This window comes from Acetobacter sacchari (assembly GCF_017377715.1).
GTDB lineage: Bacteria > Pseudomonadota > Alphaproteobacteria > Acetobacterales > Acetobacteraceae > Acetobacter > Acetobacter sacchari.
The window spans coordinates 128,873-144,129 of record NZ_JAFVMF010000006.1 but is presented as its reverse complement, the minus strand read 5'-3'; the positions used below and the strand labels follow the sequence as shown (position 1 = coordinate 144,129).

Annotated in this window: 13 protein-coding genes and 1 tRNA gene; 10 read left to right on the top strand and 4 right to left on the bottom strand. The window is 58.3% G+C overall.

Going from position 1 to position 15,257, the window contains the following annotated elements:
- Positions 1 to 180 precede the first annotated feature (180 nt).
- The 5 genes from J2D73_RS06930 (at position 181) to J2D73_RS06910 (ending at position 5,871) form a co-directional block, all read left to right on the top strand.
- On the top strand, positions 181 to 1,053 hold the full coding sequence (locus J2D73_RS06930) for a sugar transferase (protein WP_243429732.1): 873 nt from the start codon (positions 181 to 183) through the stop codon (positions 1,051 to 1,053).
- A gap of 105 nt (positions 1,054 to 1,158) precedes the next feature.
- Complete coding sequence (locus J2D73_RS06925) at positions 1,159 to 3,390, top strand: GumC family protein (RefSeq protein WP_207880769.1); 2,232 nt, start codon at positions 1,159 to 1,161, stop codon at positions 3,388 to 3,390.
- A gap of 48 nt (positions 3,391 to 3,438) precedes the next feature.
- Positions 3,439 to 4,521, top strand: coding sequence for a glycosyltransferase family 4 protein (locus tag J2D73_RS06920; RefSeq protein WP_341535039.1), 1,083 nt, complete (start codon positions 3,439 to 3,441; stop codon positions 4,519 to 4,521).
- Entirely contained in the window at positions 4,521 to 4,919 is a 399-nt protein-coding gene (locus J2D73_RS06915) for a hypothetical protein (RefSeq protein WP_207880767.1), read from the top strand. The genes J2D73_RS06920 and J2D73_RS06915 overlap by 1 nt, the downstream gene beginning before the upstream one ends.
- The gene (locus J2D73_RS06910) at positions 4,906 to 5,871 is read left to right on the top strand and encodes a glycosyltransferase family 2 protein (protein WP_243429731.1); all 966 of its coding nucleotides are present in this window, start codon (positions 4,906 to 4,908) and stop codon (positions 5,869 to 5,871) included. The genes J2D73_RS06915 and J2D73_RS06910 overlap by 14 nt, the downstream gene beginning before the upstream one ends.
- Positions 5,872 to 6,211: 340 nt before the next feature.
- On the opposite strand, the gene J2D73_RS06905 is transcribed toward J2D73_RS06910, so the two are convergent.
- The 4 genes from J2D73_RS06905 to J2D73_RS06890 all read right to left on the bottom strand — a co-directional run bounded on the left by J2D73_RS06905 (position 6,212) and on the right by J2D73_RS06890 (position 9,476).
- Positions 6,212 to 8,089 (bottom strand): Hint domain-containing protein, encoded by a 1,878-nt coding sequence (locus tag J2D73_RS06905; RefSeq protein ID WP_207880765.1) that lies wholly within the window; start codon positions 8,087 to 8,089, stop codon positions 6,212 to 6,214.
- A gap of 415 nt (positions 8,090 to 8,504) precedes the next feature.
- Positions 8,505 to 8,702, bottom strand: a complete 198-nt coding sequence (locus J2D73_RS06900; RefSeq protein ID WP_207880761.1) for a hypothetical protein — start codon at positions 8,700 to 8,702, stop codon at positions 8,505 to 8,507.
- Positions 8,695 to 9,138 carry a hypothetical protein gene (locus J2D73_RS06895; protein WP_207880758.1) on the bottom strand — a complete coding sequence of 148 codons (444 nt, stop codon included), beginning with the start codon at positions 9,136 to 9,138 and terminating at the stop codon, positions 8,695 to 8,697. The genes J2D73_RS06900 and J2D73_RS06895 overlap by 8 nt, the downstream gene beginning before the upstream one ends.
- Before the next feature lie 107 nt (positions 9,139 to 9,245).
- Entirely contained in the window at positions 9,246 to 9,476 is a 231-nt protein-coding gene (locus tag J2D73_RS06890) for a hypothetical protein (RefSeq protein WP_207880755.1), read from the bottom strand.
- 429 nt (positions 9,477 to 9,905) lie between these two features.
- Between J2D73_RS06890 and J2D73_RS06885 the strand changes: the two genes are divergently transcribed.
- From J2D73_RS06885 to J2D73_RS06865, 5 genes are all read left to right on the top strand, one after another.
- A complete protein-coding gene (locus tag J2D73_RS06885; protein WP_207880752.1) occupies positions 9,906 to 10,082 on the top strand; it encodes a hypothetical protein in 177 nt (58 codons plus the stop codon).
- A gap of 171 nt (positions 10,083 to 10,253) precedes the next feature.
- Positions 10,254 to 10,343, top strand: a tRNA-Ser gene (locus tag J2D73_RS06880).
- Between the two features lie 224 nt (positions 10,344 to 10,567).
- Positions 10,568 to 11,722, top strand: a complete 1,155-nt coding sequence (lptF, locus tag J2D73_RS06875) for an LPS export ABC transporter permease LptF (RefSeq protein WP_207880749.1) — start codon at positions 10,568 to 10,570, stop codon at positions 11,720 to 11,722.
- A gap of 19 nt (positions 11,723 to 11,741) precedes the next feature.
- Positions 11,742 to 12,854 carry an LPS export ABC transporter permease LptG gene (lptG, locus tag J2D73_RS06870; RefSeq protein WP_207880745.1) on the top strand — a complete coding sequence of 371 codons (1,113 nt, stop codon included), beginning with the start codon at positions 11,742 to 11,744 and terminating at the stop codon, positions 12,852 to 12,854.
- A gap of 131 nt (positions 12,855 to 12,985) precedes the next feature.
- Positions 12,986 to 15,244: an LPS-assembly protein LptD gene (locus J2D73_RS06865; RefSeq protein WP_408736831.1), complete on the top strand. Its 2,259-nt coding sequence runs from the start codon at positions 12,986 to 12,988 to the stop codon at positions 15,242 to 15,244.
- Positions 15,245 to 15,257: the final 13 nt, after the last annotated feature.

Here is a 15,257-nt window from a genome sequence, read left to right as displayed (position 1 = left end):
ACGCGCTGCTCCCGGCAATACAAACACGTCTCCGACGCCAAATCACTTTAACGACGATTTGACGGTAAGCGTGGATCACCCCCGTTAATTCTTCGTTATACTACGTAACTTGCCGCTCCGCGCGCATGATTTTGCTGCTAAACAGATGTTGTTGTCGTAATAAGGAGCCGTGCAAAACGCATGCAGCGTGGCGACACGGTCGGGTTCAGGCGATCGACGGTCACGCCGGTGGCGCCGAAATCTACGCGCCATTTCATGGGCGGTCACTCGCTCTCAATTTCGCAATGGAGTCTGTGCCCCATGAGCGCGTCCATTTCCGGCGCCCATACAAAACGCCATCCCGAAGCAGCGGGATCGGCGTCTGACGCCCTTCACACCACGACGGACTTCTCTCCAGAAATGGCGGATGAATCAATTTTCGTCCGAAGCGGTTTTCGTTTCAAAGTCGAACGAAGCACAAAAGTTGCTCTGGATATCTTCGGAGCCGCGTTGCTTCTGCTTGCCGCCTCCCCCGTGCTGCTGGTGCTTTGGGTTCTTGTGCGTCTGGACGGCGGTCCGGGAACCTACGGTCACATGCGCGTCGGCCTGAACGGCAAGCTATTCCCTTGCCTGAAATTCAGAAGCATGGTCGTAAACTCTGCTCAGGCGCTTGATGACATCCTTGCAAACGACCCGGTGGCCGCGGCGGAATGGGCCGCGACGCGCAAACTGAAGAACGATCCGAGAATCACCCCCGTCGGACGTTTCTTGCGCAAAACGAGTCTCGACGAGTTGCCGCAGTTATTGAACGTGCTGCGCCTTGAAATGAGTCTGGTCGGCCCTCGGCCCGTGGTTGAATCCGAGCTGGATTATTATGGGCGTAACGCGCGATATTATCTGGCGGTTCGCCCCGGCGTCACAGGCTTGTGGCAGGTGAGCGGGCGCAGCGACACCAGTTATGGGGAGCGTGTCCGGCTTGACACAGACTATGTCCGAGGATGGACACTGGGGCGGGATATCATGATCCTTTTAAAGACCCTTCCTGCTGTTCTGTTCCAAAAAGGAGCGCACTGACCTGCGTCCCACCGCCGCCGGTCCCCGCGCAGCCGATCGCCACAGCACCATGACTTCACATGCTTCCGGTTTATTCGATTATATTTTTTCATGGAAGAGTCCTGAATGAACGCCTTGCAGATACCCTCGTTCAACGGGCCTCCCCCTTCTGAAACACAAGATACTTCGCACGTCTCCCCTCTGACAATTTTCAGCGTGATACGTCGACACTGGCTCGCAGTTTCACTGACGACGGTGCTGATCGGCGGACCGGCCTGTGTGGGAATTGGCCTTCTGAGCCCCTATTACGACGCGTCATCTTCGCTCATGATCGGCACGAAGCAGGCGCCGTTCCGCGATCTTCAGGCCACGCAGTCTCCGGTCGACGTCGACACCGTCGCCGTAAACACCGAAGTTGGAATCCTGAGGAGTTCGACCATCGCGACGTCTGTTGCGCAGAGACTTGATCTGGTCGACGCGCCATATTTTCGCAACATGCTCGACGCTGTACCGCTTAAACGCCGGATTGTGGACGCCATTTCGCGGTTGCTCGGCGAAACGCCGGATCACCCGAAGCTGTCGCCAGCCGAACGTCTCCAGGCCACGCGCGACGCGCTGATGAACCGCATCACCGTGCTGAACGACGGGCGGTCTTACATCATCACCGTCACAGCCCGCACGGGCGACGCCGCGCTAAGTTCACAGATCGCGAACGCGTACGCGGACGTTTACCTCGACTTCAAGAGACATTTGAAAATTTCCGCGACATGGCGGGCGAATGGCCTGCTGGATGAGCAGATCGTTCCTTTGCGCGACAGGCTGCGCAAGGCGGAACAGGCCGTTGAGCAGTTCCGGGAAAAGAACGACCTTGTTTCGACGCAGCTGAGCCAGAGTATCATCCAATCCGGCCCCAACGCGGCCCCCGTGCAGGAAGGCACAACTATAGCTGATCAACAGCTCGTGGAAACAAATCGTCAGCTTATCGAGGCCCAATCTGAACTTGAGGCCAAGCGGGCGCATTACGCCGAAATGCATTCGGGCGGCGCTGGCGGATCCAGCGCCGACACCACGGCAGTCCTGTCGTCACCTATCATCCAGCAGCTTCAGGCGCAGGAGGCGGAACTCAACGCCCGCGCGGCGAGCCTCGCCAGTACGGCGGGCGACGCAAACCCCGAACTGCGCGCCGCCCGGGCTGCGGCTGCGCACGTTCAACGCCAGATCAGCGCCGAGATCGGGCGCATCTCGGCAAGCTCCGGCAAGGATCTTCAAAGCGCTCAGGCGAAGGTCGCGGCGCTGACGCAAGAGGTCCAGCGCCTTCAGGGGCATGTGTCGAAGGAAAACCGTGCGAACGTGACGTTGCGGCAGCTCGAAAGCGAAGCGAGCGCGGCGCGCGCCGTCTATCAAGACTATCTGAGCCGCTTTGCGCAGACGTCTACAGCGGCCGAGTTGCAGGAGCCGGAGGCGGATCTGATCACGCGAGCTGACAAGCCGCTATCGGTCTCCGGTCCGCCGCGCATGCAATTGATGGTTCTCGCTCTGGTCGCCTCCAGCCTTCTGGGCGTAGGTGTCGCACTCGCACTTGACCGCACCCGCAAGGGCGTTCGCAGTCCGGTCGAAATGGACTCTGTGCCGGGCCTGTTCACGTTGGGCATGGTGCCTTCCTTCACGGGCAGCCTGACGCGATTATATCACTCGGGCGCGACATGCGCGTATGTCGAGATGGTGGAGTCCATTCGTGCGATCCTGTCGTTCGGCCAAAGCCGGTTTCGCGCCAAGTCGATTGTCGTGACCTCTCCGGGGCCGGACGAAGGCAAAACAACCTTCGCCCTGTCTCTCGCCGCCAATACGGGACGAAGCGGTAAGCGGGCGCTCCTGATAGACTGCGACACGCACGGCCCGTCCGCGATTCAGCTTGTGGCGGGCGTCGGTCGGTCTCCGCACAACTCGGCCCCGTCCCTGCAGGACAGCGGCGGACTGGCCCGTGACGTTTTGCCGGGCGTCGACGTGATGACGATGTCCGGCGGCGGCAAGGGCGGCGGTCGCATGGTCTCGCCGTCGGCTATCGGTCTCGTGCTCGCCGAACTAAGCCCCCATTACGACATGATCATTCTGGACACGCCGCCCGTGTTAGCGTTCCCCGATGCGGCCGTCCTCTCGCACCAGACAGACGGCGTCGTCGTCCTCGCCAAGTGGGGAACGACCACGCAAGCATCGATCAAGGAGGCCATGCGGCAGATGCAGGCATATGACGCGAAGGTCCTTGGGGGCGTGCTCAATCAGGCGCCTATGCGCGGTCCTGACAGCGCAACAACGAACCAGATCCAGATTTACAGCCACTACGGTCTTCTAGCCTCCTGAGAAGGCGCCGTTTTTCGTTCACGCTCTACGCATTTCACGGAACCTTCAGTGCTGCCAGTATTCATAAACGGGCGTTATCTGACCCAGCATTTAAGCGGTGTGCAGCGTTTTGCCGGAGAAATCGCTCGGGCGATGGCGGCATCCTGGGCGACCGTCGACGGCCCTCCTCCCGTGCTTCTGGCGCCGACCGCTCCTCCCCCGTCCGCCGGAGGCCTGTCAACAGGCGGGCTTTCCGTCAAAGGCGTTGGGAAGCTGGGCGGTCAGATATGGGAACAGGCGGAACTGCCTCGCGTCGCGCGAAGCGGCGTTCTGATTAATCTGGGTAATACGGCCCCCGTTTTCGGCGGGCGTCAGATCGTGGTTCTTCATGACGCTGCCGTTTTCGCTCAACCGGGTGGGTATTCTTGGAAGTTCCGACTTTGGTACCGGGCGCTACAAGCCTGCCTGGTGCGCAGCGATGCCCGCCTCGTCACCGTTTCGGAATTTTCACGCTCGGAGCTGTCGCGGTTTTTACGCACGCCGGAAAGTCGTATCTCTGTCATTCCCGAAGGCGCCGAGCACATTCTTCGAGAAACGCCTGACCCCGCGATACTCGATCGAAATGGCCTGAGCGGAAAGCCGTTCGTGCTTGCCGTAGGCAACCTAGCGCCGCACAAAAACCTCGCCGGTCTGGGAAATCTCGCCAAAGCCCTCGCGGCGCGCGGTGTGCCGCTTGTCATCAGCGGCGGCGTGAACTCAAGCGTATTCAGCGCCACAGCCTCCCTGCCCGAGCCTGCCAAATATGTGGGGCGCGTGACGGACGGTGAACTCCATGCCCTGTATCGCGCGGCTTCATGCTTTGTCTTCCCGTCCCTCTATGAGGGCTTCGGATTGCCGTCAGTCGAAGCGATGGCCTGCGGCTGTCCCGTGGTCGCTTCTGCGATACCCGCGCTCGAAGAAATTTCCGGAGACGCGGCGCTTTACGCCAACCCGGCGGTCCCTGATGAGTTTTCCGCTCAGGTTCTTCGCATTCTGGATGATGCGTCTCTCGCCGCGACCATGAAGGCGAAGGGGCTGAAGCGTGCGCAGGACTTCACCTGGGTCAAAGCGGCTGAACGACTGAAACAAACGGCTCTGGAGTTAAGGGCTTGATGAAAATGATCCCTTCGCTTCATCGCCGCATAACGTTTCTTTTGGCGATTATTGCCGCGACGCCCTCAATCCTGACCCCAGCAGCCATTGCGCGGGATTTGTCACAGAGCAGCGCCTTATCGGGGGACGTAGTCTGGTGTGAGGCCGCCGATGGAGTGGCTGGCCATCTCTACCTCAGCGAACCACGTGAGGTTCGCAGCGCTTCGCCCATGGTTCTGGGCGATCTCAGCGGGCGCTTCGCCCGCACCGTCAACGCTCGCTATGGTATGCATCTTGTGACCACGGCGCCGCATTGCCGGCGTTTCAAAACAGCCACGGAATCAACGTCGGCGAGGGAAACCCTGACCGCCGCCGTGCGCAAGAAAGGAATGGACGTCGTTGGTCTTGGCATATTCTGACACAGACACTGGCGCGCTCGTCTTCTCACAAGCGGACGCCCCGCCATCGTCCGCCCAAAAGGATCGCGTCGACGGTATCCGCGTTTTCATCGGTATCGCGACAAGCGGTCGACCGACGATCCTTCCGTCGACGATCGCGCACCTGCGCGGCCAGACACGAAAGGCGCAACGTATCGTCATTTGCGCGACAAAGGCGGCGGACGTCGAAGGATTGGATGAAGCAGACGACCTGAAGATCATGTACGCCCCTCCCGGCCTGCCGATTCAACGTAACGCCTTGCTCGACGAGGCCGGGGATGACGATTTCATTTTCTTCTTCGACGATGATTTCCTTACTGACCCACATTATATCGAGCGCACTCTGGCGATTTTCTCTGCTCAACCTGATGTTGCGATAACGACCGGACGCGTTCTTGCGGATGGAGCGCGCGGGCCCGGACTGAGTATCGACGAAGGAGAGGCGATTCTCGACGGGGCCATTGTCAGCGGCGCGAACGGTGATCCTTCCATCGAGCCGACATGGAACGGCTATGGATGCAACATGGCGTTCCGTCTTGCGCCGATCCGCGACCACGCCCTGCGCTTTGATGAGCGGTTGCCGTTGTATGCGTGGTACGAGGACGTCGATTTTTCGCGGCGCGTTGCGCCTTATGGGCGTGTCGTCAAAATTAACGCTGCGACCGGCGTTCACCTAGGCACAAAAAAGGGACGCACATCAGGAAAACGCCTCGGGTATTCGCAGGTCGTCAATCCGGTTTATTTCGCCCGCAAGGGCACCTTTGCGTGGCGAAAGTCTCTTCTGAGTATCTCACGCAACATGGGAATGAACGCGGCCCGCAGCGTGCGACCCGAATCTTATATTGATCGACGCGGCCGTCTTCTTGGCAATCTTCTGGGAATTGTCGACGTGATTCGCGGGCGCGCCAAACCGGAGAGAATTCTGGATCTCTGAAGGGCGAAATAACGTGCGACCCGCGATCATATTGCCTTCGGGCAACACGCCGAATCAGAGCGCAATACGTTTTTCGACGATATCCGCCAGGGTGAATGGGAACGCTGGCTGACGCAGATATGAACCGACCTTCTCGAAATTCATGAGACTGCTTTCATGCGGCCACTCGGACGCAAGTTGCAGCGAGCCATTCACTTGATGCACTGAGCAAAAAACTGCCCAAAGAGCGGCTGGCCAACGCATCGACATTCAGGCGAAACACCGGAAAACTACAAAAAATCCTTTGCACTCGACGGGAAGCGGATATCACCGCGCCCGTCGGATGCCACGCGATCTTTATTTATGCTCTTCTGCGTTCAATGCTAACTGCGCTAGTGGGCGCCCGATAAGGCCCAGCGCCCATCACCTCTACGGCAAGAAAGAAGGGCGAGCAGGAGGAATCGGAAGCGACGGACACACTTCCTGCTCCGGTTGTCCAGCGACCTCGCCCCTCTTCCAGTCCGTGCCACCCGTCCAGAGACAAGGCCGTAAGATGCTGATCGATGATTTCGACCTTATCAGCGCTGGATTTCATAATATTACCGACCAGCACACCCAGCTCACGCCTGTCATCGACAAAGGAGCCGATAGAATCGCTGGGCCGGCTTTTACGTGACATGATTCTGACGTTGCTCACTCCGGGCGGAATCATGAAGGAGTAATGGTCGCCATTACGCCTGAGAGGCCTCAGAATCTGCCCTCTGTCGGTCATAAGGTGGACGTCCGGATCGCTCTCGAAAGATACTTCATTTTCGGGCGAATTTTCCGCCACCACAGCTGCGCGAGCGTCGATCGCACGATAAATCGGCTCGACAGCGGAGCGTTCCACGGTCAACGGCGCAGCAGCGTCGCTTTCCCAAGAACGAGCGCGACCGGCTATTGTCGAAACCTCTCCATGCTGTCGGAAGAGATATCTATTTTCGGTATCCAGATACGTCTCTGTCAGCATGCCGTCGGACCAGATGACTGCGTGCGGTTCCGTCTCGATATGGTAATAAGTGTAGGTCGTAATGCTCATGTCATAAAAAATACTTTTTCCATTAACCAGCATTCTGACCGGAATAAATTTTCCCTCAAAAAAAAGACAATGCTCTGCGGTGACGAGCATATCCTTGCAAGGAACGCCCTGCGAGACTGCATCCTTCAGGACACGAACCGGGTATCCGGCTTCATCGTCCCGGAGATCCTTGCTTACGGTGACGCTCTTGCAGCCAACCCATCGGACATTCTGCGTTTTTTCAGTATTGCTGCGCCAATCGAAGGTAGTGACGACATCCCCAATGCGGACGTCTTCAACAGGCACGTCTCCTGAGGGCGTCCGGATCATCGAACCAGGAAGGAAGCAGGCCCCTATGTAAGTATTATTATCTGAATAGGTAATTTTTAGCGGGTTGGTTGTGCTTCCGTTAATATAATACGTATTATTTGTCAGCGTCACCCCGCTGGCGAGCGTAGCGCTGTATGACGCTATCTCGGTCCCCGATACACCGTATAGCGTTATCGTTTTTACCGTGGATGATCCCGTTATTGTATAGTACGATACTGTCGTAACGGTATTTTCCAACTCGATTGTATCTTTGGACGGATCGTAGCCCGTTATAGATGTACTCGACAGGTTGAGAAGCGACGCCCCTGCATTCAGAATGAAGGTGCCCCCGCCTGTTCCGAAGTGAATCGTTGTCCCGGACAGTGCGGTGATCAACGAGGTACCACCAGAGAATGTGCCACCGTTCGTGATATTGACGGTCGTTCCGGAAAGAGCGTTGGCCACCAAACCATTGTTGAGGGTCGCCGTGCCTCCGTCGACATCGACGACGAGCCCGCTGAGCGCGCTCAACAGCGTTGAAATCGTCGCTGTCCCGCCCACGTAGATCGTCGTCGGAAAGATCGTGATCAGATTCGCCAGAATGTCCACAGATCCGGTAACGCCTGCGGGGACAATGTAGGTCGCTCCAACAAGCAGGTTCGCAATGCTGATTGCGCTATCGGTGGATGAAGCCACGTAACCGGTCTGAAGGATGCCCAGAGCACCTGGAAGGAGTGTGCCGTTGTAAGCCGTAGTGCCGTCCGGGTCAGTGATCGTAACATTCCATGAGGTTATAGCGCCCAACAACGTATTCGTTGTTACCGTGTATTTTACGCCACTGCTGGTAGTTGTCGTTGTCGTCGTCGTAGCCATAGCAATACCCTCTTCAAGGATGTGTCTGAATTCGGTTTCAGATCAACGCTGGCAGCGCCACGAAAATTAATATTTTCCAAACAGGTCAATTGCGAAAGTTGTTTTATAATTGGACATCTTTCATAAAATGCCTGTATTCCATTATTTGATTTGTAATGTTATTTTTTACATAACAAACAACAAATACGCCTAAATAAAATTTTTTTCTCAATTTAAATCATTGATATTAATCAATAAATTAATTTGCTCTCGAAACGATCCATTTAAACGCCTCAATTTTAACAAAAGGTGGAATAGCTAAAGTTCGATTAAACTATGGAACCTCGCGATTTTGTGATGCCTGGGGCGCCGCTTTATCTCGCTGCTGTCAATAATTAACTTTCGTTTCCTTTATAATACATAAGGCAAATCACAATCAGCGCGCATGCTGCAGTGCGTTGACGATGCCGCTTCCGATGGCGGAGCCGAGGATCAGCAGCGCCCCGTTCAGTGCGGCGCACCTGCTTTCCGCCGTGTTGAGCTTGCGCAGTTCGGTCCAGATCTGACCGAGCTTCGCGTCGGTATCGTCCCTGAGTTTGTCGATATCTTCTTTCGTTGCGGCACTGTCAGACATCGCTGGTCTCCACGGGAGCAGTAGGCAGGATTGTGCTGGTCGTATCAGTCCCGTCGACAATGGCTTTCAGCGCTTTCTGATACGAGATCCACGCGCCCGGAGCCGCGTCGCCAAGCGATCCATACTCGGCCCAGACGACGTATTGCGCGGCCGTGAGCGCAAAGCCCGCCCGGACGGCGAGAGGAACCGCGTCCGCAAGCTGCTCTTCGGTCATGGCGACCAGCGCTCCGCCCTGCACGCCCCATCCGCCCGTCAGGCGACCGTCCCACTGATCCGCCGTCAGCGGGACCAGATCCGCGACCGGCGGCGCGACGGCGGGATCGCTCATGCCCCACGCAGCCCACCAGCCCGTCACAGGCGCGGGCTGCGCCGCCGACATGTCGCACGACGCATAAGACCGGTTCGGGTAGACAGTCCGGGCGTCGATCTCCGCCATTATAAAATCCCCATGATCAAAAAGGTGATTGTCACAGTCCGCGTCGATCCGTCAGACCCGAACGCCGTCGCGGTAAAGCCGCTGTTATCCGCCGCGTAGCAGTTGACCTAGCTGCCGGCGCCTGCGCCATTCGCGGAATAGGCGACCCCTATCGGCTGCGACCCGAGCGACGACATCGCGATCGGATAGTTGACGCGCGTGCCCGGTCCGACATTCGCCGACCACATCTGAATGACCTTGTTTCCCACCGTCCGGATCACGCTGGCGGTCCCGGTAGCGAAATCGTTGGCGTAAGCCTGGGCCTCATAGCCGGCACATGATGGCTGAACCTCTGTCATGGCGTGCTGGGACGCGCCTTCCAATCCCCGAGGCGTCCAGACATGATCTCGATCTGACGCATCGCTTATATTTTTTCTTGTCGTGTCTAACGAGCTTCCCATGTGATTTCCCACGAGGAGTGAGCGGCTTCACTCCCCCTCCTCCGGCGCGCCACAGTTTTATTCGGCGTCATGCAGGCAATCGGTCAGCAGCCACTGTGCGATGGGGAGGCTGTCGAGAAGGGCAGTTGCCCCTCCCCCTGATAATTGCTCCTGCCCTGCCGTCATGAAGGAGATGAGCGGACGTCGAAAGGAGACCTGCACCTGCTGCAGCTAACCTGGCCAACACAGGTCAACCGCCGCGGACGCTGGCCTCGGTGACGCCGGGCGGCAACGTAACCGAAGTCTTGCCAAGCGATCACACAACCCGCCCGACATTCAGGAATCGGGATGGATGCTTGTCGTGACGTCGCCAGCAATTTTGGAGCGGTCATGCGACGGCTCGATGGACGAAAAATTGTCGACGGACATCTGTTCCGCCGGTTCCGCTCACATGATCTCCGACAGGCCTTAGCGATCCGACAGTTCAAGGCGGGGGTGACATTTACCGGCCAGACAGGCATCTAGGACACACGTCCGTAAAGACGATCGAGATCTATCTGTCCGCCCTTTGACACGTCTGAGCTTGACGAGGTTGCCAATGCTGGCACAAAAGGCGGCACAGACCCGTGATTTGGTGGAGGTGTTCGATGACTTGCCTTCCCTTAAGTCTTTGATCTAGAAGATTTTACGGGCTCAGGAGAGGTGGCCGAGTGGTTTAAGGCAGCGGTCTTGAAAACCGCCGTGCGTGTAAGCGTACCGTGGGTTCGAATCCCACCTTCTCCGCCAGGTTTCAACGGCGTCTCCAACGTGGAACGCGGCGATCGTGCTGTCGCCCTCCCTCCCGCCGTGACCGTCTTGCAACGGTTAGCGGCGTCAGACGTTCGGCCGTTCGTTCGCCTCAACGGAGGAGTGGAAGCGGTGCTTGCTCTGGCTGATATTTGGCGCGAATCGCGCGACGCTCGCTTGCACAACGCAGCCTTGCCCGCTCGACACACCGCAGGTGTCCTCCGGTGAAGGGTTTCACCACACTCGACCGCTACGTTATCCGTCAGCTATTTGTCGCGCTCGCCGCCTCGACTGGCGGGCTGGCCGCGCTGATCTGGCTCACGCAGTCGCTCCGATTCGTGTCTCTGGTCGTTGATCGCGGCCTCTCGCTGCGCGTGTTCATCGAACTGACCAGCATGATGATCCCGTCGTTCGTAGCGGTCGTGCTGCCGATCACTACCTTCATCGTGACGCTCTTCATGTATCAGCGGCTGGCTGGAGACCGCGAATTGACCGTCATGCGGGCGGCTGGCCTCTCACCGTTCGCCCTGGCGAGGCCGGGTCTGGTTTGCGCAAGCTTCGCGACCGCCCTCACGTTCCTTCTGAACCTGTGGATCGTCCCCGTTTCCTATCGTGACTTCCGGCAGTTCGAATTCCAGATCCGCAACAAGATGGCGGCCTTCATGCTTCAGGAAGGCGTCTTCACGCGTGTGTCAGACGTCATGACCGTCTATGTCCGCGAACGCGATCATGACGGCACCCTGCGCGGAATCGTGGTGGAGGACGACCGCGTAGCCAACAGCCGCGCCACGATTCTAGCCAAGAGAGGCACTATGCTGCTGGTGAACGATCAGCCCCGGGTCGTGCTGTTCGAAGGATCGCGGCAGGAAATCGACCCGAAGACCGGACGCCTGACTATGCTACTGTTTGACCGGAACGCGCTCGACCTGACATCCAACAAGGACAGCCAAGTGCGTTACCGGGACGCTGCCGAAATGTCTCTGCATGAGCTGCTGTCGCCTAACCTACATGAGGTCAGCAACCGCGACCGGGGCAAGTTGGCGGTCGAGGGATGGCGGCGAATCACCTCCCCGTTCACAGCGTTCTCTTTCGCCATGATCGGCCTCGTCGCGGTACTGCAGGGAGCTTTCTCCAGACACGGAAACATCAGCCGCCCCCTCCTCGCCGTCGTGACGGTCGTCGCGCTGCTGGCGTTAAACCTGCTTCTCCAGAACCTTGCGAGCCGCAACACCGCGCTGATTCCCCTGATTCTGATCGAAGCGGCCGTTCCCGGGCTTATCTGCGCCGCAATGCTGTTCGCGTCAGGGATCGGTTCCTCCGGATCCGACGTCACGAGACGGCTGGGCGCGTCTCGCGACGCCTCGCCCGCCTCACGCTAGAACGCGGGAGATCCGTCTCGTGGTGGTTTCTGTCACGCTCTCCATCTATATCGCGCGCCAGTTCATGCTGTCGGTCCTGTCAATGACAGCCACGCTGACCGGGATCGTCTGCCTGTTCGACTTCATCGACCTGCTGCGGCGCGTCGCCACCAAACCCGACGTGCCGACCAGCCTGGTCACAGAGATCGCCGGACTGCACATCCCGTATTTTTTTATGGAAATCATGCCGTTCGGCGTGCTCTTGGGCGGGATCGTCTGTTTCTGGCGTCTCACAAGGTCTTCAGAGCTTATCGTCGCGCGCGCAGCCGGTATCTCCGCGTGGCAGTTTTTGGCGGCTCCGTTAACCTGCGCGCTTCTGCTTGGCGGCCTGACCACCGCCGTCATCTCGCCTCTGTCTTCCATCATGTATGCGCGAGCGGAGGCTCTGGATTCACAATATCTGCGCACCGGCGGCGGGCCGCTGAGCCTATCAGGTTCGTCATTGTGGCTCAGGCAACTCGATTCCGGTCTCGACGCCCATGGCGTGGCGATCCTTCACGCCCGCGACACCCGGCTGATGAAAAAGCAACTGGAAATTCGCGACATCAGCATTTTCCGCATCGACCGAAACGATCATCTCATCGAAAGGATCGAGGCCCCGATTGGGTTGCTTGCTCCGGGCCAGTGGGTTTTCCAGCAGGCCCGGACACTGCGTCCGGACGAGACTGCGGGAGAGCCGCATATCGTCACACTGCCCACGGATCTGACGCTATCGCGGGTGCAGGAGAGCTTCGCATCGCCCGACACATTATCGGTCTGGGCTCTTCCGAGCTTCATCGCGCTGCTTGAGAGATCGGGTTTTTCCTCCATCCGGCATCGCTTACACTTTGAATCGTTGCTCGCCCTGCCAATACTTGCGGGCACAATGGCGCTGGTGTCCGCCGGTTTCTCCATGCGTCCGACGCGTCGCGGCGGAGTGGCGCAGATGATCGGCTCTGGCGTCGCGGCCGGTTTTCTGCTCTTCACAGTCTCGAAAGTCGCCGAGCAATTTGGTAATTCCGGCGCCTTGCCGCCGCTGCTTGCGGCGTGGGCGCCAACCGGGGCGGGGCTTTGCCTTGCCGTCTCATTGCTGCTGCATCTGGAGGACGGCTGATCTTGAGTTTCGCCCGGTTTAGTTCGGTCACGTCATTGCGCCGCGCCCCTCGTTGGGCGCGCAGGCGTCGGGTCAAAGCCGGAGACGCAATTCCTTTCGATTTGTCCCGCCGGTTGAGGCTGCCTGCGGGCGTGTGGGCACTTGGCGTACTCGGGGCTTTCGCCGGGTCCTCCGCCCATGCGCAGTTCCGCGCCACTCCCTTGCACGTCAACACCGGGCGTACCAACAATCCGGGCGAGCCGGTCACGTTTCAGTCGGACAAGGTCAGCTACGACGACCATGCGGGCGTCATCACATGGACCGGTAACGTTCAGGTCTGGCAGGGCGACCGGATCATGCGCGCCGACAAGATGACGTATGACCGTAACACCGGGATCATCGCGGCGACCGGCAGCGTCGCATCGAGTCAGCCGGACGGGTCGGTGCTTTTTTCGAGCTATGCCGAACTCACCGGCGATATGCACGAAGGGGTCATGACGCACGTCAACGCGATCATGCAGGACAATGCGAAACTGGCGGCCAACGGCATGCGCCGCACGAGCGGGAAGATCAACGATCTCTCCCGCGCCGTCTACACTGCCTGCGAAATCTGCGCCAAAGACAGGACCCGCCCGCCATTCTGGCAACTTAGGGCTTACGACGCCACGCAGGACCTGGAGCACCAGCAGATTAACTTCCGCGACGCTTACATGGATATTCTGGGCATCCCGGTTCTGTATCTGCCGTTCTTCTCGATGACCGACCCTTCGGCGAAACGACACAGCGGTTTTCTTACCCCAGGCCTGACGCCGCACGACCGCTACCTGGGAACATATCTGACCGTCCCCTATTACTGGGTCATCGACGATCAGTCCGACGCGACGATACAGGGGCTGGTGTCAACAAAAACTGGACCGCAGATCAGCGCGCAGTACCGCAACAGGCTGAACTTCGGTACGCTGACGATCCTCGGCGGCGTCGCTTACGACACGCATAAGCAAAGCGGCTACGTTAATACGTTCGGTAATTCTGTTGGCGCCACCAATGACCATGGCATCCAAGGCTACGTGTTCGCACGCGGCCTCGCCAACATCACCCCGACATGGCGGGGCGGTTTCAATGTGAATATCGCCAGTTCGGCGAACTATATGCGCGATTACCGCATTCAGGGTTACGGCGCCGACACCTTGAATTCCAACGCTTATCTGGAAGGATTCGGCACCGGAGCATATTCACGCCTCGACACTCAATTTTACCAGGGATTGAATCAGGGCGTCATCAGCAACAGCGACCTGCCGTTCGTCCTGCCGTCCTACGAATACAGTTTCCTCGGACAACCTGACGCGCTTGGCGGCAGGCTTGGCGTGAACACCCACGATTTCAACGTCTATCGCTCGAATGGCACCAGCGACCAGCGCGGCGAGTTGCAACTCAACTGGGATCGCCCGTTCCGGAACAGCTGGGGGCAGAAATACCTTCTGACCCTGCGTCTCGATTCGATGCTGTATCACGCTCGATCAGTGAATGAACGTCCGAATTTCTACACGTACAGCGGCTCCGTGACACGCGCGCAGGTCGTGCCGACCGTCGCCTTGAAAATGAACTGGCCGTTTCTGCGCACCTTCTCAAAAGGACGCGGAACGCAGATTTTCGAACCGATCGTTCAGGCGATTTACGCGCCCAACACCGGAAATGGCGCCTCCCGGCTTCTGCCGAACGAAGACAGTCTGAATTACGAGTTCACGGATTCAACATTGTTCGAACTGAACCGTTATCAGGGCACCGACCGCATCGACGGTGGCGCGCGGGCAAATATCGGTTTGCACGGAAACTGGACCTGGAATGGCCATCAGGTTGATCTGTTGGTGGGTGAGAGCTTCCAGGAACATGTCGAGCATGATCGACTGCCCTATTCAGGACTGAATCACCATCTTTCGGACGTAGTGGCGCGCGCGCGCGTCGAGCCTTCGCAATATTTCAACTTTACCGCCCGTGCACGCGTAAACCCGAAGAACGGGGACATCGACTTCGGCGACGCGCTGTTCGGCCTATCCATTCCGCATTTCCAGATCAACGGCGGATATGTGTGGGAACCGGTCACGCCGTACTATTATTATGTCAACAATTTCCGCAACTCGACGCCGACGTCGGTGTATTTCCAGCGCACCAACGAACTCAGCGGTGGCGTGTCGACATACTGGGCGAACTGGCATGCATCAGCTTTCGCACGTCGAGCCATTTCGAGGAAAAGCTTTGTGTCTTTGGGAACCTCGGTTGGCTATCAGAACGACTGCTTCGGGCTCGATTTCCTCTACCTCAAGCAATACACAACGATCGGCGGCCAGCAGCGAAATTCGACCTACCTGTTCACGCTCACGCTCAAGACGATCGGCGCGTTCGGCCTGAAATGATTTAGCCTTCTTC